Origin of the sequence: Devosia litorisediminis, from assembly GCF_018334155.1 — a bacterium.
GTDB lineage: Bacteria > Pseudomonadota > Alphaproteobacteria > Rhizobiales > Devosiaceae > Devosia > Devosia litorisediminis.
Genome location: NZ_JAGXTP010000001.1, coordinates 774,031 through 799,021, shown reverse-complemented (window position 1 = coordinate 799,021; position 24,991 = coordinate 774,031). Strand labels below are relative to the sequence as shown.

Annotated in this window: 20 protein-coding genes; 1 reads left to right on the top strand and 19 read right to left on the bottom strand. The window is 62.0% G+C overall.

The features are described 5' to 3' along the window. Positions 1 to 32: 32 nt before the first annotated feature. The 6 genes from KD146_RS03780 to ftsZ all read right to left on the bottom strand — a co-directional run bounded on the left by KD146_RS03780 (position 33) and on the right by ftsZ (position 9,248). On the bottom strand, positions 33 to 1,370 hold the full coding sequence (locus tag KD146_RS03780; RefSeq protein WP_212657403.1) for a hypothetical protein: 1,338 nt from the start codon (positions 1,368 to 1,370) through the stop codon (positions 33 to 35). Beyond that, complete coding sequence (gene ligA / locus KD146_RS03775; RefSeq protein WP_212659101.1) at positions 1,342 to 3,510, bottom strand: NAD-dependent DNA ligase LigA; 2,169 nt, start codon at positions 3,508 to 3,510, stop codon at positions 1,342 to 1,344. Before ligA ends, KD146_RS03780 begins: the two co-directional genes overlap by 29 nt. A 175-nt stretch (positions 3,511 to 3,685) precedes the next feature. Next, positions 3,686 to 5,356, bottom strand: coding sequence for a DNA repair protein RecN (gene recN / locus KD146_RS03770; RefSeq protein ID WP_212657402.1), 1,671 nt, complete (start codon positions 5,354 to 5,356; stop codon positions 3,686 to 3,688). 215 nt (positions 5,357 to 5,571) lie between these two features. Beyond that, the gene (locus tag KD146_RS03765) at positions 5,572 to 6,408 is read right to left on the bottom strand and encodes an outer membrane protein assembly factor BamD (protein ID WP_269369167.1); all 837 of its coding nucleotides are present in this window, start codon (positions 6,406 to 6,408) and stop codon (positions 5,572 to 5,574) included. A 95-nt stretch (positions 6,409 to 6,503) separates the two neighbouring features. Further along, a complete protein-coding gene (gene lpxC / locus KD146_RS03760; RefSeq protein WP_212657401.1) occupies positions 6,504 to 7,460 on the bottom strand; it encodes a UDP-3-O-acyl-N-acetylglucosamine deacetylase in 957 nt (318 codons plus the stop codon). A gap of 111 nt (positions 7,461 to 7,571) precedes the next feature. Beyond that, entirely contained in the window at positions 7,572 to 9,248 is a 1,677-nt protein-coding gene (gene ftsZ / locus KD146_RS03755) for a cell division protein FtsZ (RefSeq protein WP_212657400.1), read from the bottom strand. 249 nt (positions 9,249 to 9,497) lie between these two features. On the opposite strand from ftsZ, the gene KD146_RS03750 reads away from it, so the two are divergent. Then, positions 9,498 to 9,959, top strand: a complete 462-nt coding sequence (locus tag KD146_RS03750; RefSeq protein ID WP_212657399.1) for a VOC family protein — start codon at positions 9,498 to 9,500, stop codon at positions 9,957 to 9,959. A 3-nt stretch (positions 9,960 to 9,962) separates the two neighbouring features. Here KD146_RS03750 and ftsA read toward each other — a convergent pair whose 3' ends face one another. The 13 genes from ftsA to rsmH form a co-directional block, all read right to left on the bottom strand. Continuing rightward, positions 9,963 to 11,261 (bottom strand): cell division protein FtsA, encoded by a 1,299-nt coding sequence (gene ftsA / locus KD146_RS03745; protein WP_249327573.1) that lies wholly within the window; start codon positions 11,259 to 11,261, stop codon positions 9,963 to 9,965. Between the two features lie 11 nt (positions 11,262 to 11,272). After that, positions 11,273 to 12,154 carry a cell division protein FtsQ/DivIB gene (locus KD146_RS03740; RefSeq protein WP_212657397.1) on the bottom strand — a complete coding sequence of 294 codons (882 nt, stop codon included), beginning with the start codon at positions 12,152 to 12,154 and terminating at the stop codon, positions 11,273 to 11,275. Then, complete coding sequence (locus KD146_RS03735) at positions 12,142 to 13,062, bottom strand: D-alanine--D-alanine ligase (RefSeq protein WP_212657396.1); 921 nt, start codon at positions 13,060 to 13,062, stop codon at positions 12,142 to 12,144. The genes KD146_RS03740 and KD146_RS03735 overlap by 13 nt, the downstream gene beginning before the upstream one ends. Positions 13,063 to 13,064: 2 nt before the next feature. Continuing rightward, positions 13,065 to 14,042 (bottom strand): UDP-N-acetylmuramate dehydrogenase, encoded by a 978-nt coding sequence (gene murB, locus KD146_RS03730; RefSeq protein ID WP_345790741.1) that lies wholly within the window; start codon positions 14,040 to 14,042, stop codon positions 13,065 to 13,067. After that, positions 14,039 to 15,457 (bottom strand): UDP-N-acetylmuramate--L-alanine ligase, encoded by a 1,419-nt coding sequence (gene murC, locus KD146_RS03725; RefSeq protein ID WP_212657394.1) that lies wholly within the window; start codon positions 15,455 to 15,457, stop codon positions 14,039 to 14,041. Before murC ends, murB begins: the two co-directional genes overlap by 4 nt. Further along, complete coding sequence (murG, locus tag KD146_RS03720; protein WP_212657393.1) at positions 15,454 to 16,563, bottom strand: undecaprenyldiphospho-muramoylpentapeptide beta-N-acetylglucosaminyltransferase; 1,110 nt, start codon at positions 16,561 to 16,563, stop codon at positions 15,454 to 15,456. The genes murC and murG overlap by 4 nt, the downstream gene beginning before the upstream one ends. Continuing rightward, complete coding sequence (locus KD146_RS03715) at positions 16,560 to 17,729, bottom strand: FtsW/RodA/SpoVE family cell cycle protein (RefSeq protein WP_212659099.1); 1,170 nt, start codon at positions 17,727 to 17,729, stop codon at positions 16,560 to 16,562. Before KD146_RS03715 ends, murG begins: the two co-directional genes overlap by 4 nt. Positions 17,730 to 17,842: 113 nt before the next feature. Continuing rightward, positions 17,843 to 18,928, bottom strand: coding sequence for a phospho-N-acetylmuramoyl-pentapeptide-transferase (gene mraY / locus KD146_RS03710; protein ID WP_212657392.1), 1,086 nt, complete (start codon positions 18,926 to 18,928; stop codon positions 17,843 to 17,845). A 27-nt stretch (positions 18,929 to 18,955) separates the two neighbouring features. Continuing rightward, positions 18,956 to 20,344 (bottom strand): UDP-N-acetylmuramoyl-tripeptide--D-alanyl-D-alanine ligase, encoded by a 1,389-nt coding sequence (locus tag KD146_RS03705; protein ID WP_212657391.1) that lies wholly within the window; start codon positions 20,342 to 20,344, stop codon positions 18,956 to 18,958. After that, positions 20,344 to 21,789 (bottom strand): UDP-N-acetylmuramoyl-L-alanyl-D-glutamate--2,6-diaminopimelate ligase, encoded by a 1,446-nt coding sequence (locus KD146_RS03700; protein WP_282221780.1) that lies wholly within the window; start codon positions 21,787 to 21,789, stop codon positions 20,344 to 20,346. Before KD146_RS03700 ends, KD146_RS03705 begins: the two co-directional genes overlap by 1 nt. A 24-nt stretch (positions 21,790 to 21,813) precedes the next feature. Continuing rightward, entirely contained in the window at positions 21,814 to 23,523 is a 1,710-nt protein-coding gene (locus KD146_RS03695) for a peptidoglycan D,D-transpeptidase FtsI family protein (protein WP_212657390.1), read from the bottom strand. Then, positions 23,523 to 23,906: a cell division protein FtsL gene (gene ftsL / locus KD146_RS03690; RefSeq protein ID WP_212657389.1), complete on the bottom strand. Its 384-nt coding sequence runs from the start codon at positions 23,904 to 23,906 to the stop codon at positions 23,523 to 23,525. The genes KD146_RS03695 and ftsL overlap by 1 nt, the downstream gene beginning before the upstream one ends. Continuing rightward, the gene (gene rsmH, locus KD146_RS03685; protein WP_212657388.1) at positions 23,903 to 24,901 is read right to left on the bottom strand and encodes a 16S rRNA (cytosine(1402)-N(4))-methyltransferase RsmH; all 999 of its coding nucleotides are present in this window, start codon (positions 24,899 to 24,901) and stop codon (positions 23,903 to 23,905) included. Before rsmH ends, ftsL begins: the two co-directional genes overlap by 4 nt. Positions 24,902 to 24,991: the final 90 nt, after the last annotated feature.

The following is a 24,991-nucleotide window of genomic DNA, read 5'->3' as shown; positions in this document are numbered from 1 at the left end:
CAAGCGCGCCGGCGGCCAGCCGACGCGAAGGCTCAATTGAACCAGAAAGCGTAGTTGAAGAAGGCATCACCAAAGGCCGTATTGGCCGCCGCAAAGCTGTCGGCGTCGGCGATGGGGCCGTCCTTGAGATAGGGCAAGGCGCCCTGCCCGGTCAGCAGCATCACCAGATCGGTGCGCTCGGCGGTTTCGAAATAGGCCTTGAGATCGAACCCCTGGGCAAAGCGCCAATGGGGCACCAGCAATTGCCCGTCAAACACCTGGTCGAGCACATCGAGCGTTTCGCGCCACGCTGCCACCATCTCCGCATTCACCTCGGCCGCGCCAAACAGCGAGCTCTGGGTCGGTCCGGGCAGCAATTCGCGATCATCGTCCGTTTCAGCCAGGATCAAATCCCAGTTCTGTCGTGACAGCGCTGTAACATGCTTGAGCTGAGCCGGAATGCTGGCCAGCAGCGGCTTGTCGATCACCGGAAAATTCAGCGTGTGGATGGCCGCAATGATATCGGCAATGCCTGCATCGCTGTCAGGGTCCATCAGCAGGAAGCCACCTTGGGAATAGTCCTGCATGGGCAGACCGGACAGCGGAAACACCCGATGCAGATAGGCATTGAAGAAATCCTCGAAGTCATGCGCCAGCACAAGATCGAGCTGCAACTTGATCACCTGGGTGTAGCCGGCCAGCCAGATGGCATCAGCGGTATCAAACCCCACTGTGCTATCCGGCGCCGCAGCGACACCCTTGGACTTGGATTTCTCGTCCAGCGCGGGCGCGGCAGGCATCTCCTCGAATTCACCCAGCAAGGGCGCCAGAAATGCGCCCAGCGTTTCGCCGTCGCTGGTTTGCCCGTCACCATTGAAATCAATGCGTGCCGCCAGCACGTCAACCGGCACCACATAAGTGGCATTGGCATCACCGCCGCATTCAAAACTGATCTGGGCCAGCGCGATGTCGTCGCGGAAATCACCGATAACGCTGCGCAGCGCGGCATAGCTGAGCGCTTCGGGATCGGGATTGGCGGGAACAGCATCCTCTACCATGCCCACGCCCAGCAGCATGGCGGCCGCCGGTGTGCCCGGCGTGGTCGCGCCATAGCGGTATAAGTCCTGTGCCAGCCCTTCGAACGAGGCGGCCAGTTGCAGCATCGACCAGCCAAAACAGGCCTCGGCCTCCCCGGCGTCCTTGCCAGCGACCAGAGCCGCCTGCCCTTCGCCGAGCGTGCCGGCATAGAGATGGCTGGTGAGAAGCTGGCCCGTCTCGCTGGCCGAAGCCGCAACAGGCAGCATCAGCGCTGCCGCCATTAGGCCCGAAATTCGCATCACGCTCTCCCCCGTGGCACCCGCGCTATTGTTGGACGCGTTCGAACCACTCATCTTCGCTGATTACCTCGACACCGAGTTCTTCAGCCTTTTTCAGCTTGGACCCTGCACCGGGGCCAGCCACCAGAATATCGGTCTGCGCCGAAATCGAGCCGGCCACCTTGGCGCCCAGCCGCTCGGCCATAGCCTTGGCTTCCGATCGTGTCATTTTTTCGAGCGAGCCGGTGAACACCACCGTCTTGCCCGCCACCACGCTATCGGCCGACACGGTGACGATGTAGTCCTGCGGCTTGACCTCGGCCAGCAGATCATCGAGTGCCTGAATGTTGCGATCATTGGCGAAGAACCCCATCACCGAGCTGCGCACCGTATCGCCAATGCCGTTGATTTCGGGGAACACGGCGTGCTTGTCGCCCTCGGCATGGGTGGCCTCGATCGCGACGCGGCGGAATTCATCCATGCTGGTGAAAGTCCTGGCCAGCAGCGCTGCGGTGGTTTCCCCGACATGGCGAATGCCCAGCGCATAGATGAAACGATCCAGCTCCGGCGCGCGCCGCGCATCGATGGCGTCGAACAGCTTCTTGACCGAGGTCGCGCCAAAACCGTCTACATCCTTGAGCTTTTTCATCGAGCGCTCGTCGCGCGCCTTGAGCGTGAAGATATCGGCCGGACGGGCAATGCGGCCCTCTTCGTAGAAGAGGGTCACCTGCCGGTCGCCCAGCCCATCAATATCAAGGGCATCGCGGGCCACGAAATGCTTGAGCTTTTCAATGGCTTGGGCGGGACACACCAGTTCCCCGGTACAGCGGCGCTTGGAATCCACCTTGCCGGTCTTTTCATTGACCTCGCGCACGGCGGGCGAACCGCACACCGGACAGGTCTCGGGAAAGACGAAGGGCACGGCGTCTTGCGGGCGCTTGTCGAGCACCACATCAACGATCTGCGGGATAACGTCACCGGCGCGCTGGACGATCACCGTATCGCCGACGCGCAGATCCACCCCATTGCGGATCGGCTCGCCATCATTGCCCAGACCCTTGATATAGTCCTCATTGTGCAGCGTGGCATTCTCGACCACCACACCGCCCACGGTGACCGGCGCCAGTCGCGCCACCGGCGTCAGCGCCCCGGTGCGGCCCACCTGAATGTCGATACCGGTCAGGATTGTGGTGGCCTGCTCAGCCGGGAACTTGTGGGCGATGGCCCAGCGTGGCGCGCGCGCAACAAAGCCCCAGCGCTGCTGCAGGTCGAGCCGGTCCAGCTTATAGACCACGCCATCAATGTCGTAGCCCAGCGTGGCGCGCTGTGCCTCGATCTCGCGGTAATGGGCCAGCAGTTCGTCCGTTGAATCGGTACGGATCATCAGCGGATTGGTGGCAAAGCCCCATTTCTTGAACTTGGCGACCGCTTCGCTCTGCGTCTCCGCAGGCGCCTGCGGCTGTCCGGCAGAATTTTCGGCGATGCCCCAGGCATAGGCAAAGAAATTGAGATTGCGGCTGGCGGTGATCTCTGGGTTCTTCTGGCGCAATGAGCCGGCAGCCGTGTTACGCGGATTGACGTAGTCCTGCCCACCAAACTTTGCCGAATGCGCCTTGAGCCGCTGGAACTCGGCATGAGTCATATAGACCTCGCCGCGGATTTCGATCACCGTCGGCCAGCCCGACCCCTTCAGCTTTTCGGGAATATCGCCAATGGTGCGCAGATTGGCAGTGATGTCTTCACCCTCGGTGCCGTCGCCCCGGGTTGCGCCGCGCACGAACACGCCATCTTCATAGCGCAGCGAGGCCGACAGGCCATCGATCTTGGGCTCGGCGGTGAAATAGAGCTTCATCGCGGGATCGCGCAGCAGGTCCTTCTGGAAGAAACCCTTGGCGCGACCGACGAAGTCGACCACATCATCGTCTTCAAAAGCATTGCCCAGACTGAGCATGGCAATGCCATGCCGCACCTTGGCAAACCCCTCGGCAACCGCAGCACCGACAGCAACCGACGGCCCGTTCTGCACCACGAGCGCTGGAAAACGCTGCTCGATAGCGTCATTGCGGCGGCGCAGCGCGTCGTAATCCCCGTCGCTGATTTCGGGCTTGTCGTTCTGGTGATAGGCGATATCGGCGGCCGCAATGGCCTCGGCCAGCCGCTGCAATTCAGCCTTGGCCTCGTCCTCGGACAGCGTTTCGACGTATTTTGCGGACAATTCGGTCATGGAAGTCTCAGAAAAACGCAAGGGACGCAGAGATGGCTGGATATTACCCCCACCTAACCTCCCCCTGATAGGGGGAGGGACAGAATTGAGATTGGGCACGAGCATTGAAGACCACCGGGCCCGTCCCTCCCCCTATCAGGGGGAGGTTAGGTGGGGGCACTTCACCCTACCCCACCGCGCTCAAGAGCTTACTGGCAGCAGCCCGCGCTTCATCGGTGATTTCCGCCCCCGCCAGCATGCGTGCCACTTCTTCCTGCCGGGCGGCAGTGTCGAGCGGTTTGACATGGGTGCGCATGAAGGCGCCTTCCTTGACCATCTGCTTTTCGATCAGCAGATGGCGCTGGGCGCGCGCGGCAACCTGGGGGGCATGGGTCACTGAAAGCACCTGCACCTTGCCCGCCAGCCGCGCCAGACGCCGGCCAATGGCGTCGGCAACCGCGCCACCCACACCGGTGTCGATTTCGTCAAAGATCAGCACGGGCGCAGAACCCCGGTCGGCCAGCACCACCTTGAGCGCCAGCAGGAACCGGCTGAGCTCGCCGCCCGAGGCCACCTTGAGCAAGGGGCCCGCCGCCGTGCCCGGATTGGTCTGCACATGAAAGGCGATCTGATCGAACCCGGAGGCGGCAATCCGGCTCTCCTCGATCTGATGATCAACGATGAACCTGGCCGAACCCAGTTTGAGATCGGGCAGCTCGGCGCCGACCGCCTTGCCCAGCGCCTTGGCGGCCTTGGCGCGGCCAGCGCTCAGCGTGCCCGCCAGCTTGCGATAGCTTTCGAGCGCCCTGGCTTCTGCCGCTTGCAGCGCCACCAGTCGGGTCTCCCCGCTCTGCAGCGTTTCCAGATCAGCGGTGTATTTCTCCAGCACCTCGATCAGCCCGTCGCAGCTGGTCTGGTGCTTGCGGGCCGCAGCGCGCAGCGCGAACAGCCGCTCTTCGACATCCTCCAGCTCGGCCGGATCATAGGCCATGGAGCGTTTGAGCTCTTCGAGCGCATCGCTGGTGTGGTCCAGACTGGTCAGCGAGGCGTCGATGCTGTCCACGATAGGCTGGAACAGGCTCGAACCACCGTCAATCTTGCGCATCAACCGACGCATCAGGCTGGCCAGCGCCGGTGCCGGTGCGTTCGGGCCATTGAGCATGTCGTCGATCTCGCCGACATCTGAGGCCGACCGCTCGACCTGCTGCAAATGCGTCCGCCGCGCTGCCAGCTCGTCCTCTTCGCCCACCTGCGGCTTGAGCTTGCCCAGTTCGTCAACGGTATGGCGGGCATATTCCTCAGCGGCCAGCGCCTCGGCCACCAAAGCCTTTTGTGCGGCCACAGCCTCTTGCGCGGCGCTCACGCCCTCCCAGGCGTCACGAACCTTGCCAGCGGCGCCTTCCAGTTCGCCGAAAGCATCGAGCGCCGCCCTGTGGGTCGCCACATCGACCAGCGCGCGGTCATCATGCTGACCATGGATTTCCACGATCTGGCTTCCCACACGCTGCAACAGCGCCGCCGAGACCGGCTGATCATTGATGAAGGCCCGCGTGCGCCCATCGGCAAACTGTACGCGACGCAGAATGATGTCTTCGTCATCGGGAATGGCATTGTCGCGCAAGGCGGTGCGCGCCGGATGGTCCGCCGCCAGTTGCAGCACAGCAACCACCTGCCCGCTCTCCTGACCGCTGCGCACCAGCGATGCGTCACCGCGGCCGCCCAGCGCCAGCGTCAGCGCGTCGAGCAGGATGGACTTGCCCGCACCGGTCTCGCCGGTCAGCACGGTCATGCCGGCGTCGAGAGCCAGATCAAGCTGGTCGATAAGGACGATGTTGCGAACCGAGAGCGCGTTCAGCATGCGCGGTGTTATCCCAGATTGCGTGGTCGGTGGCATCAGGCCAGCGCGTTACACCAGGCAGGTTATCATCCCGGCAGCGTTCCTGCGAAACCATCAATCCCGCTTTCGCACAGGAAGGCGGTCACGCCAGCGTTGCCGAAGCCCGCCTGTTACACAAACGAACCGGGGCGCATCATAGCGCCCCGGAACAAACTAGCAACAAAATCTTGTAGCGCCTAGTTGCGCAGGCCGGCCAGCCAGCTGCCATTATTGACGGCGGGTGCCAGACCCTGCTTTCCCAGCAGCGCAAAGGCTTCCTTGTACCAGCTGCTCGATGGGTAGTTGTGGCCCAGCACAGCGGCAGCAGTCATGGCTTCATTGGTCAGACCAAGCGACAGATAGGCTTCGGTCAAGCGATACAGCGCTTCCTCGATATGGGTCGAGGTCTGCCAGGTTTCCACCACAACGCGGAAGCGGTTGATTGCAGCCGTATACTGGCCATTGCCCAGATAATAGCGGCCAACCGACATTTCCTTGCCCGCCAGCTGATCATAGGCAATCAGCAGCTTTTCCTTGGCATCCTTGGCGTATTCGGACCGTGGATAGTTTGAAATCAACAGCTGGTAGGTTTCGATGGCGTCAGCAGAGAGCTGCTGGTCGCGCGTGATGTCCTTGATCTGGGCAAAATAGGAATTGCCCTTGAGGTACATCACGTAGGGCGCGTCCTTGCCATTGGGATAGACCGCCAGATAGCGGTCTGCTGCCAGAATGGCCTCATCGAGCTGGTTGGCGCGATAGTTCGCGAAAACCTGCATCAGCTTGGACTTTTCAGTCAGCGGATCGCGTGGATGCTGGCGATCAAGCTGTTCCAGCGACTTGATAGCCGTCTGGAAATACTGCCGGTCCATGTCGTCCAACGCCTTCTGATACAGCGTTGCGGCAGGAATGATTGGCTCTTCCTTGACCTTGGAAGGTCCGAACAGGGAGCAACCGGCCAGAACCGCCGTCACCAGAGCAATCGTCAGGAACCGGGCGGCCCGGCTGGTGAGACCACCAAAAGCTTCAACTGTCACGAATTGCCCCGTCTTTCATACGAAAACCGCACTGCATGCGGCCTATTCAGTAAATAGATCAAAACTGTGGCGCAGGCCACGCTGGCTGGAACAGCCTAGCGCACCGAGCGCAGATAATGATTGACCGTCAGACCCTCAGGCTGCTCATCGAACGCCTGGAACTCCAGCGGCAGATCATCGGCGCTGACTATCTCATAATTGGCTTCACTGGAAAAGAGACCGGTCAACACATGCGCGTTGAGCGCGTGCCCGCCCTTATAGGAACGGAAACGGCCCCAGATCGGCAGACCGCCCAGCGACAGATCGCCAATGGCATCAAGCAGCTTGTGGCGAACGAACTCGTCTTCGTAACGCAGCCCACCCGGGTTGAGGATACGATCCTCGTGCACGGTGATCGAATTATCCAGGCTCGAGCCCAGCGCATAGCCAGCTTGCCGGAGGATCTTGGCATCACGGGCAAAGCCGAATGTGCGGGCGCGCGAGACATCGTCGTAATAGCGACGCGGCGTCCAGTCGAAGATCATCCGCTGGCGACCAATGACCTTGCTATCAAAATCGATCTCGAGATCGAGCGAGCGGCCATTATAGGGCTCAAGCGCGGCAAAGGCGTCATTGTTGCGCACGGTAACGGCGCGCATGATCTTGAGAAACTTGCGGTGCGCGGGCTGGATTTCCAGACCTGTCGCCAAGATTGCCTCGGCGAACGGACGGGCACTGCCATCCAGGATCGGGCATTCACTGCCATCAATGGTAATGAGCGCATTGTCGACGCCCATTCCGCTGAGGGCAGAGGTCACATGTTCGATGGTGGCAACGCTGACGCTGTCACCCAGATCGAGCGTCGTGCACAGCGTGGTTCGGCTGACCCGCGAAAAATGCACCTGCACCGGCACGGTCGTGGTGCCGTTCTCAAGCGTGCGGCAGATCAGGAAGCCGCTATCGGCCGCTGCTGGACTGATTGTCAGGTTGACGGGTTGACCGCTGTGGACACCGTAGCCGGAGAAGTCGATCGCAGCCGCGAGGGTACGCTGGCGCGTGTTCAGTTTTTGCATACTGGAATTACTCCGACCCCAAGCCGCGTTTGCCCACGGCTTGTACTAGCCAAAAAAAACTCGGTGCGGAAGCCGCACCGAGCAATGTTTCAAGATTCCCGGGGGAACCAACTAACCGTGATTGCGCAGGAAAGCTGGAATTTCCAGGCTCTCTTTCTGGGGTGCCGCAGCAGGCTGGCGGGCATGATTGTCGAGATTGCCATGGGCACCCTCGGTTGGGGCAGCAACCCGCGAAGCCCTTGCGCCACCGGCCTCTATGGCGCTGCGAGCGGCATTGTCATCGGCGGCGGAATAGGCTGGTTCGCTCTTCTGGGGCGCCTCTGGCTGGCCCAGGTTAAGACCAACATTTGACGCCAGACGCTTGAACAGCGCACGCGCATTGCGAGGCTCTGCATCAGCACGTTCCGCTGGTTCCTGTGTCCGTCGCGCAACAACCGGAAGCTCCTCGGTACGCGGCATGCGGCGCTGACCTTCGGGGTGAACGGCATGCGAGGGCACATATGCGCTTGGTACAGGTGAGTCGGCGGCCATCACGGGCTCGTCGTCTTCCTGCGGCGCAACAGCGGCAGCGGGGATATAGGGTTCGACCATCACGCCATCATCTTCGGCTTCAGCCGGGGTGCTGGGGGTGATGTCGTTAAACGAGAAGGCTTCGGCCACAGCGGCTTCAACCTGATGCTCGACCTGCTCGGGCACAGTCACGGGCGAAGCGATGGCAGCGCGCTCAGTACCTGTGCGGCTTGGCTCGACCGGCACATGGCGGCGCACTTCAAGTGGGGTGCGCGAAGCATGTGGCTTGGCGGGCTCAAGAGCCTGCACCATGGTCGCATCCGTTCCCGTGGCCACAACCGACACGCGCAGCGTGCCCGTCAGGCTTGGGTCATAGGTCGCGCCCAGAATGATGTTGCAGTCCACATCGACTTCTTCGCGGATGCGGCTGGCAGCTTCATCGACTTCATACAGTGTCAGATCCGGACCACCGGTGATCGAGATCAGCAGGCCGCGAGCGCCGTGCATCGACACATCGTCGAGCAGTGGGTTGGCAATGGCAGCTTCGGCGGCGTGGCGGGCACGATCTTCGCCCGATGCTTCGCCGGTACCCATCATCGCCTTGCCCATGCCGCGCATTACGGCGCGCACGTCGGCGAAATCGAGGTTGATCAGGCCTTCCTTGACCATCAGATCGGTAATGCAGGCCACGCCCGAGAACAGCACCTGGTCGGCCATCGCAAACGCGTCGGCAAAGGTGGTCTTTTCATTGGCCACGCGGAACAGGTTCTGATTGGGAATGACGATCAGCGTATCGACATGGCGGTGCAGCTCGTCAATGCCATCTTCGGCCAGACGGGCACGTCGATTGCCTTCGAAATTGAATGGCTTGGTGACAACACCAACGGTCAGGATGCCCTGCTCGCGCGCTGCGCGGGCCACCACGGGAGCCGCACCGGTACCGGTACCGCCGCCCATGCCCGCGGTGATGAACACCATATGCGAGCCCGACAGGTGATCATTGATCTCGTCCCAGCTCTCTTCGGCTGCCGCGCGACCCACTTCTGGGTGCGAACCGGCGCCCAGGCCTTCGGTAACACCGACGCCCAGCTGGATGATGCGCTGCGCCTTGGACAAGGCCAGGGCCTGCGCATCGGTATTGGCAACAACGAAGTCCACGCCATCAAGACCGGACTCGATCATGTTGTTGACGGCGTTGCCGCCGGCACCACCACAACCAAAGACGGTGATACGGGGCTTCAACTCCTGGATATCCGGGATGGTGAGGTTGATGGTCATGAATGGCCTCATAGTGGCGGTGTTGGTAAACATTTACCCCGTCAAACGTTAACTCCCTCCTAACAATTGTCCCACCGGTGTTAACGTGATCGCAAAATGCGACTCCGATTGGTTACCGATTGAACCACTGTTAACCACGCTGGCTCCGGCATATCCTGCCCGCGTGACTCAGTGAGGCGATCCGACTGCCGCAAAAAAGAAATTTGGCAAATTCTCGCCCTGCCCCCGACGGGATCAAAGGAGACCACCATGACCGACATCATGACGTGCCTGTGGTTCGACAATCGCATCGATGACGCCATCGAATTTTATACCAGCACCTTCAAGAGCGCCAAAATCCTGCGGCGGGTACGCCGCGATGCGCATACCCCCACCGCGATTGCCGAGATCGAACTCGAAGGTCACCGCTTCATGCTGCTCAATGGCGGCCCGCAATTCACCTTCAGTGAGGCGGTCTCCTTCGTCATCGGCTGCCGCGATCAGGACGAAGTCGACTATTTTTGGGATACGCTGACCAGTGGGGGCGGCTCACCAGGCCAGTGTGGCTGGTGCAAGGACCGGTTCGGGTTGAGCTGGCAGGTCGTGCCCGACCAGCTTGCCGGCACAATTGGCGGCGCAGACCCCGCCGGGGCCCAGCGCGCCACCGAGGCGATGTTCAAGATGACCAAGCTGATCATCGCCGATCTTGAACAGGCATATGCCGGAAACTAGGCGCTAGAAGCTGGTGCGCAACCAGTTGCCGACGCGGGCGAAATAGCCGTCCGTGCCGGTCAGCTTGTGGCTGCCGCGCGGCTCGGAATACTCCTTGGCGCAGACCTGCGGATAGACCAGCATGCCGGTAACGGTCGCAAAGGCAGCGCCCTTGGCCATTTCGGGCAGGCCGGCAACGCCCATCGGGCGGCCGGTGCGCACATTGCGCGCCAGCGTGCGGCGCGCCACTTCGGGCAGGCCGGTCATTTCACTGGCCCCGCCCGTCAGCACAAAGCGACGCCCACACACATCCATCATGCCGGTAGCCTGCATGCGGTCGCGAATGGCCGTCAGAATTTCCTCGATGCGCGGGCGCATGATGCGCGTCAGCACCGAACGGGCCACCTGCCCCGGCGCCTCATCATGGCTGGCGCCCACCGGCTGGATCGGGATCATGTCGCGCTCATCAGCCTGACCGGGCAGCACCGAGCCGTAGAATGTCTTGAGCCGTTCGGCATCGGCCACGCTGACCGATAGCTGGCGGGCAATATCGAGCGTCAGATGGTGGCCACCAATGGCGATGGCATCGGCATAGACCAGATGGCCTTCATTAAAGACCGAAACCGTGGTGGTGGCGCCGCCAAAATCAATGCAGGCCACGCCCAGCTTGGCCTCGTCATCCACCAGCGTGGACAGACCCGATGCATAAGGCGTGGCGATCAGCGCTTCGATCTGCAGATGGCACCGATGCAGCACCAGTTCGAGATTGCGCATCGCCAGCGTCTCCGAGCTGACCACGGCAACATCGACGCCCAGCTTGTCACCCACCATCCCCTTGGGATCGCGAATGCCCTTCTGGCCGTCGATCGCGTAACCAATCGGTAGCGCGTGAATGATCGATCGCTCCGGGCGTACCGAGCGCTCATTGACCGCCCGCAGCACGCGGCGGATGTCGGCCTTTTCGACTTCCTGACCATCCAGCGACACCGCCGCCGAGAATGTTTCCGAACCCAGGCGGCCCGCGGTGACATTGACGATCACCGACTCCAGCGTCAGCCCCGCCGAGCGTTCAGCCATGCCCACCACCGAGCGGATGGTCTGCTCGGCCTTTTCGATATCGGTGACTACGCCGCTCTTGACGCCAGCCGAGGGGCCATAGCCGAAGCCGATCACCTGCGCCTGATGCGAGCGCCCCTTGAGCGCCTTGCCCTCGGCACGCGGGGTCAGACGCGCGATCACGCAGCACACCTTGGTCGAGCCGATGTCGAGCACCGCCACCAGCGTCGTCTTGCCGGGCTGCACGGGGCGCAACCGGGATGTCATGGCATCACTCATCATTGGTCGTCGGCTTCTTCGTCAGATTGGGTGGGACGCACAGCCACGAGCCCGGCGACCCGCAGGTCGATCACCGAGACGTCGCGGTCGAGCAATTGATAATCGGCCTGATAGCCGACCAGGTGGCGCAGCGCGCCGGCAACGCCCAGTTCGGGCAATTGCACGCGCAGGCCGGTGTCATAGATCATGTCCCAGCGGCGGTCCGCGATACGCGACAGCGCCACCAGACCATCCTTGAGGGTGGGATATTGATCGAGCGCCCGGATCATCACCATGGCATCATCATTGGCGCCATCGCCCACCACCAGCGGCAGATCGCCATAGGCGCCCCGATCCTCGCCGATCTGTTCGCCACTGGCATCAACCACAAAGGTGATGCCATCTACGCGCCAGCGCGCCACCGGGGTCTTTTCGGTCAGCGTGATGGACAGATCGCCAGGATAGATCTTGCGCACGCTCACGGTGGCAATGGCCGGCAGTTCGGCAATCCGCTGCCGCGCGGCTTCGACATCGAACGCCACCGTGGAGGTGTGCGGCTCAACGCCCAGCGCATCAAAGATCGCCTGTTCGCTGGTCAGTGCCTGACCGGTAATCGAGATTTCGCCAATCGCCAGACCGGCATCGGCGAAGCGGCCCTGCGCCACTTCCACCAGAACCAGGCCACCATGGGCGATGGGTTCGCGTAGTTGATAGAGGGCCAGCAGGCCAGCAAGAGCGGCCGCGACGGTCAGCCCACGCTTGATCAGGGCGCCATGCAGCACCCAGACACGGCCGAGATTGTTGATGAACTTGCGGCGGGAGGAGCGGACAGGCACGGGCAATGCACGGGGATCCACGATCCGCGCACCAGCGAGAAAGGTCTCGCTTTTTACCTGTTGCAACTCGCGTCCTCCACCATCCAGGCGACTAATTCTTCAAAGGAGTGTCCGGCATGCACAGCCTGCTCGGGCACCAGCGATGTCTCGGTCATGCCAGGCTGGGTATTGATCTCCAGACAGACCAGTTCCCCATCCTCGCCGGCCGCGTCATTGTAGCGGAAATCACACCGGGTCACGCCGCGGCAGCCGAGCGCCGCATGCGCGGCAAGGCTCAGTTTTTGCACTTTGTCGTAAATTTTCGGTTGCAGCTGAGCCGGAATAATATGGGTTGAGCCGCCTTTGGCGTATTTGGCTTCATAGTTGTAGAAGCCCTGCGGAATGACGATTTCGGTGACGCCAAGCGCCACATCGCCCATCACCGAACACGTCAGTTCGCGCCCCGGAATATAGCGCTCCACCATCAGCTCTTCGCCCGAATTCCAGTCTTCGCGCAGAATTTCCTGTGGCGGATGGCTGGTATCGCCCTTGACGATGAACACGCCAAAGCTCGAACCATCAGCGATCGGCTTGATCACATAGGGTGGCGGCATCACATGGGCGCGTCCGGCTTCGGCGCGTGACACGATAACGTGATCGGTCACCGGCACGCCGGCCGCCTTCATGGCGATCTTGGCCTGATGCTTGTCCATGGCCAGCGCCGACGCCAGCACGCCCGAATGGGTATAGGGAATGCCCAGCAGCTCCAGCACGCCTTGCATCATGCCGCTTTCGCCAAAGGGGCCATGCAGCGCATTGAACGCCACATCAGGCTTGAGTTCGCTCAGCACACTGGCAATGTCGCGCCCGACATCGACTTCGGTGACCTGATAGCCCGCCCGACGCAGTGCAGCGGCGCATTCCCGGCCCGAGGCAAGCGAAACAGGGCGTTCGTTGGACCAGCCCCCCATCAGCACGGCGACATGTTTGCTCATGGCTAGACCGCCCCCGTGAAGACATCGCCGTCGAGAAACTCGCGGACTTCCCTGCCGGGTTCGAAATGACCCATGCGGCGGATTTCCCATTTCAGCTCGATGCCGGAACTGGCGCGCACCTTGTTGCGCACCGTTTCACCCAGCGTTTCGATGTCATGGGCCGTTGCGTTATCGACATTGAGCAGGAAGTTGGCATGCAGTTCGCTCATCTGGGCGCCACCCACCCGCAGACCACGGCCACCAGCGGCATCTACCAGCTTCCAGCTTGAATGGCCTTCGGGGTTCTTGAAGGTCGAACCGCCTGTCTTGGCCTTGGTCGGCTGGCTGGATTCGCGCTTTTCGGTAATCTCGCGCATCCGGCTCAGGATCTCTTCGCGGTCGCCGCCAAAGCCCTGATAGACCGCCGAGACGAACACCGCCCCACGAGGGCCATTCGACTTGCGATAATGGTAGTCCATATCGGCATTGGTCAGCGTGATGATCTCGCCCTGCCGCGTCACGGCGCGCAGTTCGACCATGCGGTCGCGCGTCTCGGTGCCATAGCAGCCTGCATTCATGTAGAGCGCCCCGCCGATGCCGCCGGGAATGCCGCGATAAAAGGTCAACCCGTCAATGCCGGCTTCGGCCGCCGCTGTGGCCACCTTGACGTCCGGCAGCGAGGTACCGACGCGGATCTTGTGATCCTCCAGCACCTCGACCTGGCCAAAGGCCTTGCCCGAAAGCCGGATGACCACGCCATCAAGGCCGCCATCGCGGATCAGCAGGTTCGAGCCCAGCCCGATCACCGTCACCCGGATATCGGCGGGCAGGTTCTTCAAAAAGAACGCCAGGTCGGCTTCGTCAGCGGGCGTAAAAAACAGCTGCGCCGGCCCACCAACGCGGAACCAGGTGATTTCGCTGAGCAGTTGGTTGGGGATCAACCGGCCGCGGACTTCGGCAATCCAGGGCTGAAACGCGGGAATGAGATCGGGAAAGCTCACTTGACCTCCTCGCTCATCAGGGCCGCCAACTCGCCGGGCAGCGTGGCCGCCCATTGCGTGATATTGCCTGCGCCCAGACACACGACATAATCGCCATCTGCCACCCGGCTGGCCAGCAGCGGCGCCAACGCCTCAGGACGATCAATCACCCGCGCATCGCGGTGACCACGTGACAGGATGCGGTTGACCAGTTCTTCATGCGTCACGCCCTCGATAGGCTGCTCACCGGCGGCATAAACCGGCGCGACAATCACCGTATCGGCATCGTTGAAGCAGGCCGAGAAATCGTCGAACAGATCCTTGAGGCGGCTATAGCGGTGCGGTTGCACCACGGCGATCACATCGCGCCGTGTCGACTCCCGCGCAGCCTTGAGCGCGGCGGTTATCTCGACAGGGTGATGGCCATAATCGTCGATAATGGTGACGCCACCGACCACACCGGTGCGGGTGAAGCGGCGCTTGACGCCGGTAAAGCCCTTGAGGCCGGTGCGGATCGCCTCGGCCGGCACGTGCAACTGATCGGCCACGGCAATGGCGGCCGTGGCATTGAGCGCATTGTGCACGCCCGGCATAGGCAGTTCGAGCCCATCGATACGCAATTGCGTCATGCGGATGCGGTCGCGGATTTCGATCGAAAAATGGCTCACGCCATCAATGGTTTCGAGATCCACCAGCCGCACATCGGCCTGCGGGTTCTGGCCATAGGTGATGACCCGGCGATCCTTGATCTCGCCGACCAGGGCCTGCACTTCGGGATGATCCAGACACATCACCGCAAAGCCGTAGAACGGCACGTTCTCGACGAACTGGTGAAATGCCTTCTGCACACCCTCGAAGCTGCCATAATGGTCCAGATGTTCGGGGTCGATATTGGTAACCACGGCGACATCGGCGGGCAGCTTGACGAAGGTGCCGTCGCTTTCATCGGCTTCCACCACCATCCACTCGCCAGCGCCCAGGCGGGCATTGGTGCCATAGGCATTGATGATGCCGCCATTGATCACCGTCGGATCAAGATTGCCCGCATCGAGCAGCGCGGCCACCAGCGTTGTGGTGGTGGTCTTGCCATGGGTGCCACCAATGGCAATGGCAGTCTTGAAACGCATGATCTCGGCCAGCATCTCGGCCCGGCGCACGATCGGCAACTGGCGGGCACGTGCCGCCACCAGCTCGGGATTGTCCTTGCGGATGGCCGAAGACACCACGACCACTTCGGCGGCGCCCAGGTTGTCGCCGCTCTGACCAATCTCGACCTTGATGCCCATATCGCGCAGGCGCTGCACATTGGGATTGGCCGAGGCGTCCGAGCCCTGCACGGTATAGCCCTGGTTGTGCAGGATTTCGGCGATGCCACTCATGCCGATGCCGCCAATACCAATGAAATGGACGGGGCCGATATTGCGAGGCATTTTCATAGATTGTGTTCCAGTACGGTCTTGCCCGAGAGCATTTCGGCGACGTCCGCCAGCTTCTCGACAGCGCGCGGCTGACCCAGCGAACGGGCAGCGGCGGCGGCTTGTGTGAGTTTTGACGGCTCGGATAACAGGTCTGTGAGCCGAGTGCCAAGCGATTGCGGCGACAGCGTGGCCTGCTCGGCGATCCAGGCGCCACCAGCCGCTTCCATCACCATGGCATTGTTCTTCTGATCAGCATCGATGGCGCCGGGCAGCGGCACCAGAATGGCCGGACGGCCCAGCACGGTCAGCTCGGCGATCGTGGAAGCACCCGAACGTCCGATCACCAGATGGGCGCGCGCGATGCGCTCGGGCAGGTCGCTGATGAAGGCGGCCAGTTCGACATTGATCTTGGCCCTGCGATAGGCCTCAGCGACCCGGTCGAGATCCTCGGCCCGGCATTGCTGCACGATCTGAACCCGGTGCCGCAGCCCATCGGGCAAGGCCGCGATGGCAGAGGGCACGATATCGGAGAGCGCCTTGGCGCCCTGGCTGCCGCCGAACACCACGATATGGATCGGTCCCTTGGGGATCAGTTCGGGATAGGGCTCGCCGGCCACCGCCCGCACCCGGTCCCGCACCGGATTGCCGGTCAGCACCTGTTCGAGCGACTGCCCATCGGCGAATTTGGTCTTGGCAAAACTCATAGCCAGAATATCAGCGAACCGTACCAGGGCCCGGTTGGCCCGGCCCATCACGGCGTTCTGCTCGTGCAGGATGCCCGGAATGCCCAGAAAATTCGCTGCCAGAAAGGGCGGGAATGTCGGATAACCGCCAAAGCCGACCACGCAGTCGGGCTTGCTCTTGCGCAGCTTGCTCCAGGCCACGGCGATACCGCGCAGGATGACCAGCCCGCCAGTGACGAACTTGACCGGATTGCGCAGCGATGGTGTTGCCGATGGCACGATGTGAACCGCGCTGGCCGGGAAATCCCCACCATAGGAATCCACCCGGTGGTCGGTCATCAGTTCGACCACATGGCCGCGCCGTCCCAGCTCCTGCGCCAGCGCCATGGCGGGAAACAGGTGTCCACCCGTGCCGCCGGCCATCAAGACAAATTTCTTCATTCTGCAGGCGCCAGTGGCGCAATGGCGCTTTTGAAGCTTGGAATTCCGGTGGCCATGCGTTCCTCGGGCTTGATGCGTGTAAAGGCCAGCATCAGACCCATGCCGAACGCCACCGCGATCATCGACGTACCGCCATAGGAAACAAATGGCAGCGTCATGCCCTTGGGCGGGATCAGGTTCAGGTTCACAGCCAGATTGATGCCGGACTGCATGGCAAACTGGATGGCCAATGTGGACGCAGCAAGGCGGGAGAACAGGCTGCTCTGGCGCTGGGCGCCCATCATGGCCCGCAACACGATAAACGCGATCAGCGACACCAGCACCAGACAGAACAGAATGCCGAATTCACCGGCCGCTGCCGAGAACACATAGTCGGCATGGGCGTCGGGGATCAGCTTCTTGGCGATCGATTCACCGGGCCCGCGCCCGAACCAGCCGCCTTCAAGCAGCGACTGCAGCGCACGGTCGATCTGATAGGTATTGCCGCCCCCATCAGGGTTCAGGAAGGTATCGATGCGCTTGGAAAAATGCGGGAAGAACATGTAGGCGCCAAACAGCAGCACCCCGGCCACGCCCGCCAGTCCGAAAATGATGAACCAGGAAATGCCGCTGAGAAACAGCAGCACGGCCCAGGTCCCCAGCACCAGCGCGGTCTGCCCGATATCGGGCTGCAGCAGCAGGCCTACTACGATCACCAGCATGATGCCGGTGGCCAGCGCCTTTCCTGGCACGTTGCGGTGGATCATGGATTCCGAAAACAGCCAGGCGCTGAGCACGGCAAAGGCCGGCTTGACGAATTCGGACGGCTGGATCGACTGTCCGGCAAACGACATCCAGCGCCGCGCGCCCTTGACCTCGGTGCCAAACCGCAGCGTCGCCCACAGCAGCAGCACACTGACCACCAGCGTGGCCAGCGCGACGAAGCGTGCCTGACGATGATTGAGGAGCGAAGTCGCCAGCATGACTGGCAGCGCGATGGCGCAGAACATGGCGTGACGCAGCACGAAATGCCACTCCGACAGGCCAATGCGTTCGGCTACTGGCGGGCTCGCGGCAAAGCTGAGCACCATGCCGCAGGTGAGCAACAGGACCAGACCGCCCAGCAGCTCCCGGTCTATCGACCACCACCATTCCGCCAAAGGCGTCTTATCGGCACGGGAAAACATCATGGGAAAGCCGGACTACTCGATACAAACTATATCGAATTGTAGCAGGCCGATGGTTACCGATTTCCCAATCGTTCTTGCGTTTTGCGACTCTGTCGCACCACGCGAGCCTTTTAGCGCAGCTTGAGGGTGCTCAGGCCGATCAGGGCCAGCACGAAGCTGATGATCCAGAACCGGATTACCACCTGGCTTTCAGTCCAGCCCAGATGCTCGAAATGGTGATGGATCGGCGCCATGCGGAACACGCGCTTGCCGGTCAGCCGGAACGAGACCACCTGCACGATAACCGAGACTGTCTCGAGCACGAACAGACCGCCAATGATGGCCAGCACGATTTCATGCTTGGTCGCCACGGCAATCGAGCCCAGCGCACCGCCCAGGGCGAGCGAGCCGGTATCGCCCATGAAGATCTGCGCAGGTGGAGCGTTGAACCACAAAAAGCCCAGCCCCGCGCCAATCAGCGCCCCGCAGACCACCGAGAGTTCCCCTGTGCCGGGGACATAGTTGAGCAGCAGATAGTCCGAGAAATTGACGCTACCCACCAGATAGGCGATCAGCGCGAAACAGGCAGCAGCGACCATTACCGGGACAATGGCCAGACCATCCAGACCATCGGTCAGGTTCACCGAATTGCCGGCAGCCACGACCACGAAGCCGCCGAACAGGATATAGAAATAACCCAGATTGAAGGCCAGATCCTTGACGAAGGGAAACAGCAGCGCGGTGCCGTACACACCCGAATTGAGCTGCGAAATCGCAAAGGCGGCAATACAGGCAATCAGCGCTTCAAGCAGCAGGCGCTGCTTGCTGCCAAAGCCCTGATGGCTCATCCGCTTGACCTTGAGATAGTCGTCGTAAAAGCCGATGGCGCCAAAGCCCAGCGTCACGAACAGCACCACCCAGACATAGCCATTGCCCAGATTGGCCCATAGCAAGGTCGAGAACACCGCGCCCGACAGGATCATCAGCCCGCCCATGGTGGGCGTGCCCTTCTTGGTCAGCAGGTGCCCGGCGGGCCCGTCTTCACGGATCGGCTGGCCCTTGCCCTGCTTGAGCCGCAACAGGGCAATCATCCCCGGACCAAACATGAACACGAAGAACAGCGCGGTGATAACCGCCCCGGCCGTGCGGAAGGTGATGTAGCGAAAGACGTTGAAGGCCGTGAGTGAATCGCCCAACTGGCCGAGGAAGTACAACATGAAAGACAGCGTCCTGAATGGCTGGGGTCAGTGGCTTTCGAACTGCTGACCGATCTTGTCGACAATATCCGACAGCCCCACGCCGTTGGACCCTTTGACCATAACTGCGTCGCCATAGGCAAGGTCATTGCGCAGAATGGGTGCCATCTCCGCGGCACTGTGTGTGTGTGCAGTCACACGGCTCCGGCCCAGCGCGTCGGCCAGCGCGGCCACCTCCTGCCCCACCAGATAGATACGCTCGGCGCCAGAGGCGAGCACCGCATCGCGCAGCCCCGCATGCAGCGCTGCGGACTGCGCGCCCAGCTCAAGCATGTCGCCCAGCACCACCACCTTGCGTCCGCCGGGGGCCTGCTGGGCCGCGAACACATCAAGCGCCGCACGCATCGAGGCGGTATTGGCATTGTAGCTTTCGTCAATCAGCAGCACTGGCTTTTCGGCAGGGCCGAGCAGCCGCCGCTGCCCCCTGCCCGCCTGCAGGCCGAACCCGGCCAGCGCCCGCAGCGCCACATCGATTTCCACACCCGCCTGATAGGCCACGGCGAGTGCTGCAGTGGCATTGGCCACCATATGGCGGCCCGGCACGTTGAGCACCAGAGCATGGCGTTCATCGTTATGCACAATGGTGGCAAAGCTCTTGTCAGCGGCCGTCTCGATCTCCAGAATCTGCCAGTCCGTACCGCGCGCCTCACCATAGGTGACGATATTGCCGATGCCATCGGCCCGCGCCTGCTCGAGCAGCACATTCAACTGTGGATGATCGGCATTGAGCACCGCCGTGCCCCCCGGCTCAATGCCGGCAAAGATTTCGGCCTTGGCCCGGGCAATGCCATCCAGCGAGCCGAAAGCCTCCAGATGCGCCGCGGCCACCGTGGTGATCACCGCGATATGGGGCCGCACCAATTGCGACAGCGGCCGGATTTCATAGGGTCCGCTCATGCCCATTTCGAACACGCCGAACTGCGCGCTTTCGGGCAGGCGCGCCAGCATTAGCGGCACACCCCAGTGATTGTTGAAGCTCTTGATCGAGGCGTGGGTTTCCGCCGCGTCCTCGAACACCGTGCGGATCGCTTCCTTGGTGGTGGTCTTGCCCACACTGCCGGTCACACCCACGATGATCGCCCGGCTGCGCGCCCTTGCCGCCCGCGCCAGATCGCGCAGGCCCTCAAGCGCGTCATCGACCACGATGCGCCGGTCGCCACTGCCCCGGCTGACCAGCGCGGCAGCAGCGCCGTTGTTCAGCGCCTGATCGACAAAGTCATGCCCGTCAAAACGGTCGCCCTTGATGGCGACGAACAGGGCATCGGGGCCCAGTTCGCGGGAATCGATGGAGACCGCACCAAACGGGGTTCCGGTCAGCCCTTCGGCCTGCCCTTGCGTGGCGGCCAAAACCTCGTCGACCGTGAACAGTGTCGGCATTACAGCCCCTTGATTGCCTCCGCCACGACCTCATGGTCGGAGAAGTGATGTTTGGTGGTCCCGATGATCTGGTAATCCTCGTGGCCCTTGCCTGCAATGAGCAGCACATCACCTTTTTTGAGCGACTTGATGGCAGTGGTGATCGCTTCACGCCGATCGCCGATTTCCTTGGCACCCTTGGCCGCGGCCATGATCTCGGCCCGGATCTTCTTGGCGTCCTCGGTGCGCGGATTATCGTCGGTGACGATCAGATCGTCAGCAAGGCGATGCGCCACTTCGCCCATCATCGGGCGCTTGGCCTTGTCGCGGTCGCCACCAGCGCCGAACACCACGCGCAGCTTGCCCGTCGCATAGGGGCGCAGCACGTTCAGCGCCGTTTCGAGCGCCACCGGCTTGTGGGAATAATCGATAAAGATCGCCGCGCCATTATGCTCGGCCACCAATTCCAGTCGGCCCTTGGCGCCGACGAGTTCGCTCAGTGCCGGGAAGGCGTCGGATTTGTCCACGCCGCTCGACATGGCCAGCGCCGCCGCCACAATGGCGTTGGAGACCTGGAACTCGCCGGTCAGCGGCAGATGGAAGCTGAGCTTTTCGCCGACATGACGCACTTCAACGCGCTGGCCATAGCCCTCGGGCTCGATCGAGAGCACCTCGATATAGGCGCCTTCGCGACCCACGGTCAGCAGCGTCGCGCCGGCGCTGAGCGCGGCGAACATGAACGGCTCATATTCAGGATCATCAACATTGACCACGGCCGGACCACTATCGACCAGCAGGTCGGTGAAAAGGCGCAGCTTGGCGTTGCGGTATTCATCCATGTCGGCGTGATAGTCGAGATGGTCGTGGCTGAGATTGGTGAAGGCCACGGCTTCAAAATGCATGCCGTCCAGACGCCGCTGATCCAGCCCGTGGCTTGAGGCTTCCAGTGCCACATGATCAATGCCCTGCGCCTTGAGCGCGCGCATCGACTGGTGCAGCGTGCGCGAATCCGGCGTTGTCAGGCTGCCCTGGATCAGACGGTTGGCGGTCTCGACGCCCAGCGTTCCGACGCTCGCCGAAGGGATGCCGGCATAGGTCCAGATCTGGCGCACAAACGAAGCGACCGAGGTCTTGCCATTGGTGCCGGTGACCGCAACGGTGATTTCGGGCTGCGGCTCGAATACGCGGGAGGCCGCGCGGGCGTAGGAGGCCCGTACATCCTTGACCACGATCACCGGAACGCCCGGATCGCCGACCGGTGCGGTATCGGTGATCACGGCGAGCGCGCCGCGCTTGACCGCGTCATCGACAAACTGGTTGCCATGCACATTCAGGCCCGGCAGGGCAAAGAAGATGTCACCCGGCTCGATGCGCCGACTGTCTGAATTGAGCCCAAAGACTGCGCCCAGGCCCTTTTTGGGGCGGGCACCGGAGCCTTCGAGCAGTTGCGTTACGCTAAGTGACACTGGGACAAACCCTTCTGGATCGATCTATCGGAGTATTTTTGGAACGAGATTCTCATCGAGAACCTCGGCGAAATCAGGTGCAATACCCAGCATCGGGGCAACGCGTTGTACAATACGGCCGGTGACCATGCCGGCGTTCCAGCCAGCGGTAGAGCCCGTCTGCGCATTTTCGGCCTTGGGCTCATCCACCATGATCACCATTGCATAGCGCGGGTTATCAAGAGGGAAAGCCGATCCAAAGAAATTGGTAACCTTGCTGGACGAGTACTTGCCGTCCACGACCTTTTCGGCCGTGCCGGTCTTGCCGCCCACGCGATAGCCCTGGGCTTCCTTGTTCATCTGGCTGCCCGAACCCTCCAGCGCATTGAGCCGCATCAGGTAACGGATCTGGGCGCTGGTCTCGGGCTTGAGCACGGGCCGATACAGCGCCTGCGCCTCGGCGGCATCACGCTTGTAAAGTGTTGGGGCGATGTAATTACCGCCGTTCACAAAGGCCGCGTAGGCGGTGACCATGTGCAGCGGCGACACCGACAGGCCATGGCCGAACGAGGCCGTGGCGGCCCCCACTTCGGAGAGTTCCTTGGGCACGCTGGGCAACCGCATCTCGGGCAGTTCGAACGGCACGCGCGTATCAAAGCCCATGCGGGTCAGGAAATCCCGGAAATTATCCTTGCCCATGGCCTGCATGATGCGGATCGTGCCGATATTGGAGGAGTATTTATACACCTCCGGCAGGCTGAGAACCCGGTGCTTGCCGTGGAAATCGTCGATCGTGTAACGGCCAAAGCGAATGCCGAAGCGCGCATCGAAATCATCGGTAATCTTGACCGAACCGCTGTCGAGCGCCCCCGCCATGGTGACCGTCTTGAAGATCGAGCCTGGCTCGAAAATGCCCGCCGTGATGCGGTTGAAGCTGTCCTTGACCAGTGCGGTCGCTGGCTCATTGGGGTTGAAATCAGGCACCGATGCCAGCGCGATGACCTCGCCGGTATAGATATCCACCATCACCCCGGCCGCCGCGATCGCCGAATAGCGCTCCATGGCATTGAGCAATTGCTCGTGCATGACATGCTGCACCCGCATGTCCACGCTCAGTTCCACCGGCGCCAGCGCATTGCCGCGCGCCAGACCCAGATCCTGCAACAGTGCGACGTCCTCGCCATCCATGTGGCGCTCAATGCCGGCAATGCCCTGATTGTCGATATTGGTCGAACCCAGAATGTGGGAGGCTTCGCTCATGCCCGGATAAAAGCGCTTGGACTCGGTGATGAAATCAATCCCGGGAATACCCAGCCGCATCACCCGGTCCTGAATGGCTGGCGACAGCTCGCGCTGCACCCAGACGAAACCCTGATCGCCGGTCAACCGGTCGCGCAACCAGTCCTCGCTCAGATCAGGCAGCACGGTACGCAGCTTGCGCACGGCTTCTTCGACATCGATGATCCGGCGCGGCTCGGCAAACAGCGACGGCACCCGGATATCGACCGCCATTTCCAGACCATTGCGATCCAGGATCGGTGGCCGCGTGGCAGTAATGACGTCGCGCGCCTGACCTTCAATGGTGGAGTCGGTTTCAACCAGCCCCAGCTGGATCAGCCGCCCGCCCACCAGACCAAAGCCCAGCACCAGCGCCAGGATCATCCAACGAATACGGGCCTGGGTGAGATTGCCGCGCACCTTGCGCGCGCCATCAAGGGCAATGGTTGGGCCGTGACCGTCTGCGGTGATCGCCATTATTCGATGCCCTCCAGTTCCAGGATCGCGTCGATCGGGTCGATACCGGCTTCAAGCGCGGTGAACAGGGAATCCATGGCGGCGCTGTTGGGCTTGACCGGACGCATGGGCAGATCGGCAAAAGCGCCGAACTGCTCCTGCTTGACCGGCTCCACGCCCAGTGCTGCAGCATGCCGCTGAATGATCGGCTCGATATGGCCGGGCTGGTTGAGCACCGCCTCATCGGCCTTGAGCAGCGACAGATCGCCCTCCTGCGCATCGATCTGGGCGATCAGCGCCGTGCGTTCGCTGGCCGTGTTCTCGATGGAGAATTTGAGCGCATAGACGCCTGCCAGCATGAACACGCTGGTAAAGATCAGGATGATGTTGAGGCTGCGGATCATGCTTCACGCACCTTGGGAACACCCAGACCATCAAACTTGACGGGACGACTGTCAGCATCCGAACGCGTCGCGGCCCGCAACACGGCCGAGCGCGCCCGTGGATTGCCGCTCAGTTCGGCTTCGCCGGCCTTGCGAGCCTTGGCCACCTCGACCCAGCGCCGTGCTTCGGTCTGCACCTGCGGCATGTGTCGCGATTGCGACGGACCGCCCTTTTCGGGATCAAAGAAGCGTTTGACGATGCGGTCTTCGAGCGAATGAAAGCTCACCACCACCAGCCGCCCACCCTCATCGAGCAGACGCTCGGCAGCAAACAGCGCTTCGACCAGCTGGTCGAACTCGGCATTGACGGCGATCCGCAGCGCCTGAAACGAGCGCGTCGCCGGATGCGCATCGCCCGGCTTGCGACCGATGGATTTTTCAATGATGCGGGCCAGCTCCAGCGTCGTTTCGATGGGCTTGGTTTCGCGCGCCGCCACGATGAACTGGGCGATGCGGCGCGATTTGCGCTCTTCACCAAAAGCATAGAGCAGATTAGCCAATTGCTCGGTTTCCAGCGCGTTGACCAGATCGGCTGCGCTCTCACCGCTACCGCTCATGCGCATGTCGAGTGGCCCATCGCGCATGAAGGAAAAGCCGCGCTCGGCCTGATCGAGCTGCATGGACGACACGCCGATATCGAGCACCACGCCGTCAATCGGGCCATGGTCGGCGGCAAGGCTGTCGAGCTGGGAGAAGGTTCCCGGCACAAAGAAGAACCGATCGTCAAATTCGACGCTCAGCGCATCGGCAAACGGCTGCACACTGGGATCGCGGTCAATGGCGATAACGGTGGCACCTGCCTCCAGCATGGCGCGCGAATAGCCGCCAGCGCCAAAGGTGCCGTCGACAATCCGCTTGCCTGCGATGGGGTCGAACGCCGCCAGAACCTCGTCCAGCAGGACGGGGACATGCGGGCCAGCCTGGGAACTGGTATCGGGCATGGAACGCTTGCCCATAAAGGCCACTACTCCGCGTGCCGGCGCAACATGCCGGTTGGTACACTAGAGCTTACTTTGACCCACGACGTTTAAGATTCTGTTTCCCAT

Excerpts from the sequence above, each read along its gene's own strand:
- KD146_RS03780 (WP_212657403.1), bottom strand. The coding sequence starts at position 1,370 with ATGAGTGGTTCGAACGCGTCCAACAATAGCGCGGGTGCCACGGGGGAG.
- recN (WP_212657402.1), bottom strand. The coding sequence starts at position 5,356 with ATGCTGAACGCGCTCTCGGTTCGCAACATCGTCCTTATCGACCAGCTT.
- lpxC (WP_212657401.1), bottom strand. The coding sequence starts at position 7,460 with ATGCAAAAACTGAACACGCGCCAGCGTACCCTCGCGGCTGCGATCGAC.
- ftsZ (WP_212657400.1), bottom strand. The coding sequence starts at position 9,248 with ATGACCATCAACCTCACCATCCCGGATATCCAGGAGTTGAAGCCCCGT.
- KD146_RS03750 (WP_212657399.1), top strand. The coding sequence starts at position 9,498 with ATGACCGACATCATGACGTGCCTGTGGTTCGACAATCGCATCGATGAC.
- ftsA (WP_249327573.1), bottom strand. The coding sequence starts at position 11,261 with ATGACATCCCGGTTGCGCCCCGTGCAGCCCGGCAAGACGACGCTGGTG.
- KD146_RS03735 (WP_212657396.1), bottom strand. The coding sequence starts at position 13,062 with ATGAGCAAACATGTCGCCGTGCTGATGGGGGGCTGGTCCAACGAACGC.
- murC (WP_212657394.1), bottom strand. The coding sequence starts at position 15,457 with ATGAAAATGCCTCGCAATATCGGCCCCGTCCATTTCATTGGTATTGGC.
- murG (WP_212657393.1), bottom strand. The coding sequence starts at position 16,563 with ATGAAGAAATTTGTCTTGATGGCCGGCGGCACGGGTGGACACCTGTTT.
- KD146_RS03715 (WP_212659099.1), bottom strand. The coding sequence starts at position 17,729 with ATGTTTTCCCGTGCCGATAAGACGCCTTTGGCGGAATGGTGGTGGTCG.
- mraY (WP_212657392.1), bottom strand. The coding sequence starts at position 18,928 with ATGTTGTACTTCCTCGGCCAGTTGGGCGATTCACTCACGGCCTTCAAC.
- KD146_RS03705 (WP_212657391.1), bottom strand. The coding sequence starts at position 20,344 with ATGCCGACACTGTTCACGGTCGACGAGGTTTTGGCCGCCACGCAAGGG.
- KD146_RS03695 (WP_212657390.1), bottom strand. The coding sequence starts at position 23,523 with ATGGCGATCACCGCAGACGGTCACGGCCCAACCATTGCCCTTGATGGC.
- ftsL (WP_212657389.1), bottom strand. The coding sequence starts at position 23,906 with ATGATCCGCAGCCTCAACATCATCCTGATCTTTACCAGCGTGTTCATG.
- rsmH (WP_212657388.1), bottom strand. The coding sequence starts at position 24,901 with ATGGGCAAGCGTTCCATGCCCGATACCAGTTCCCAGGCTGGCCCGCAT.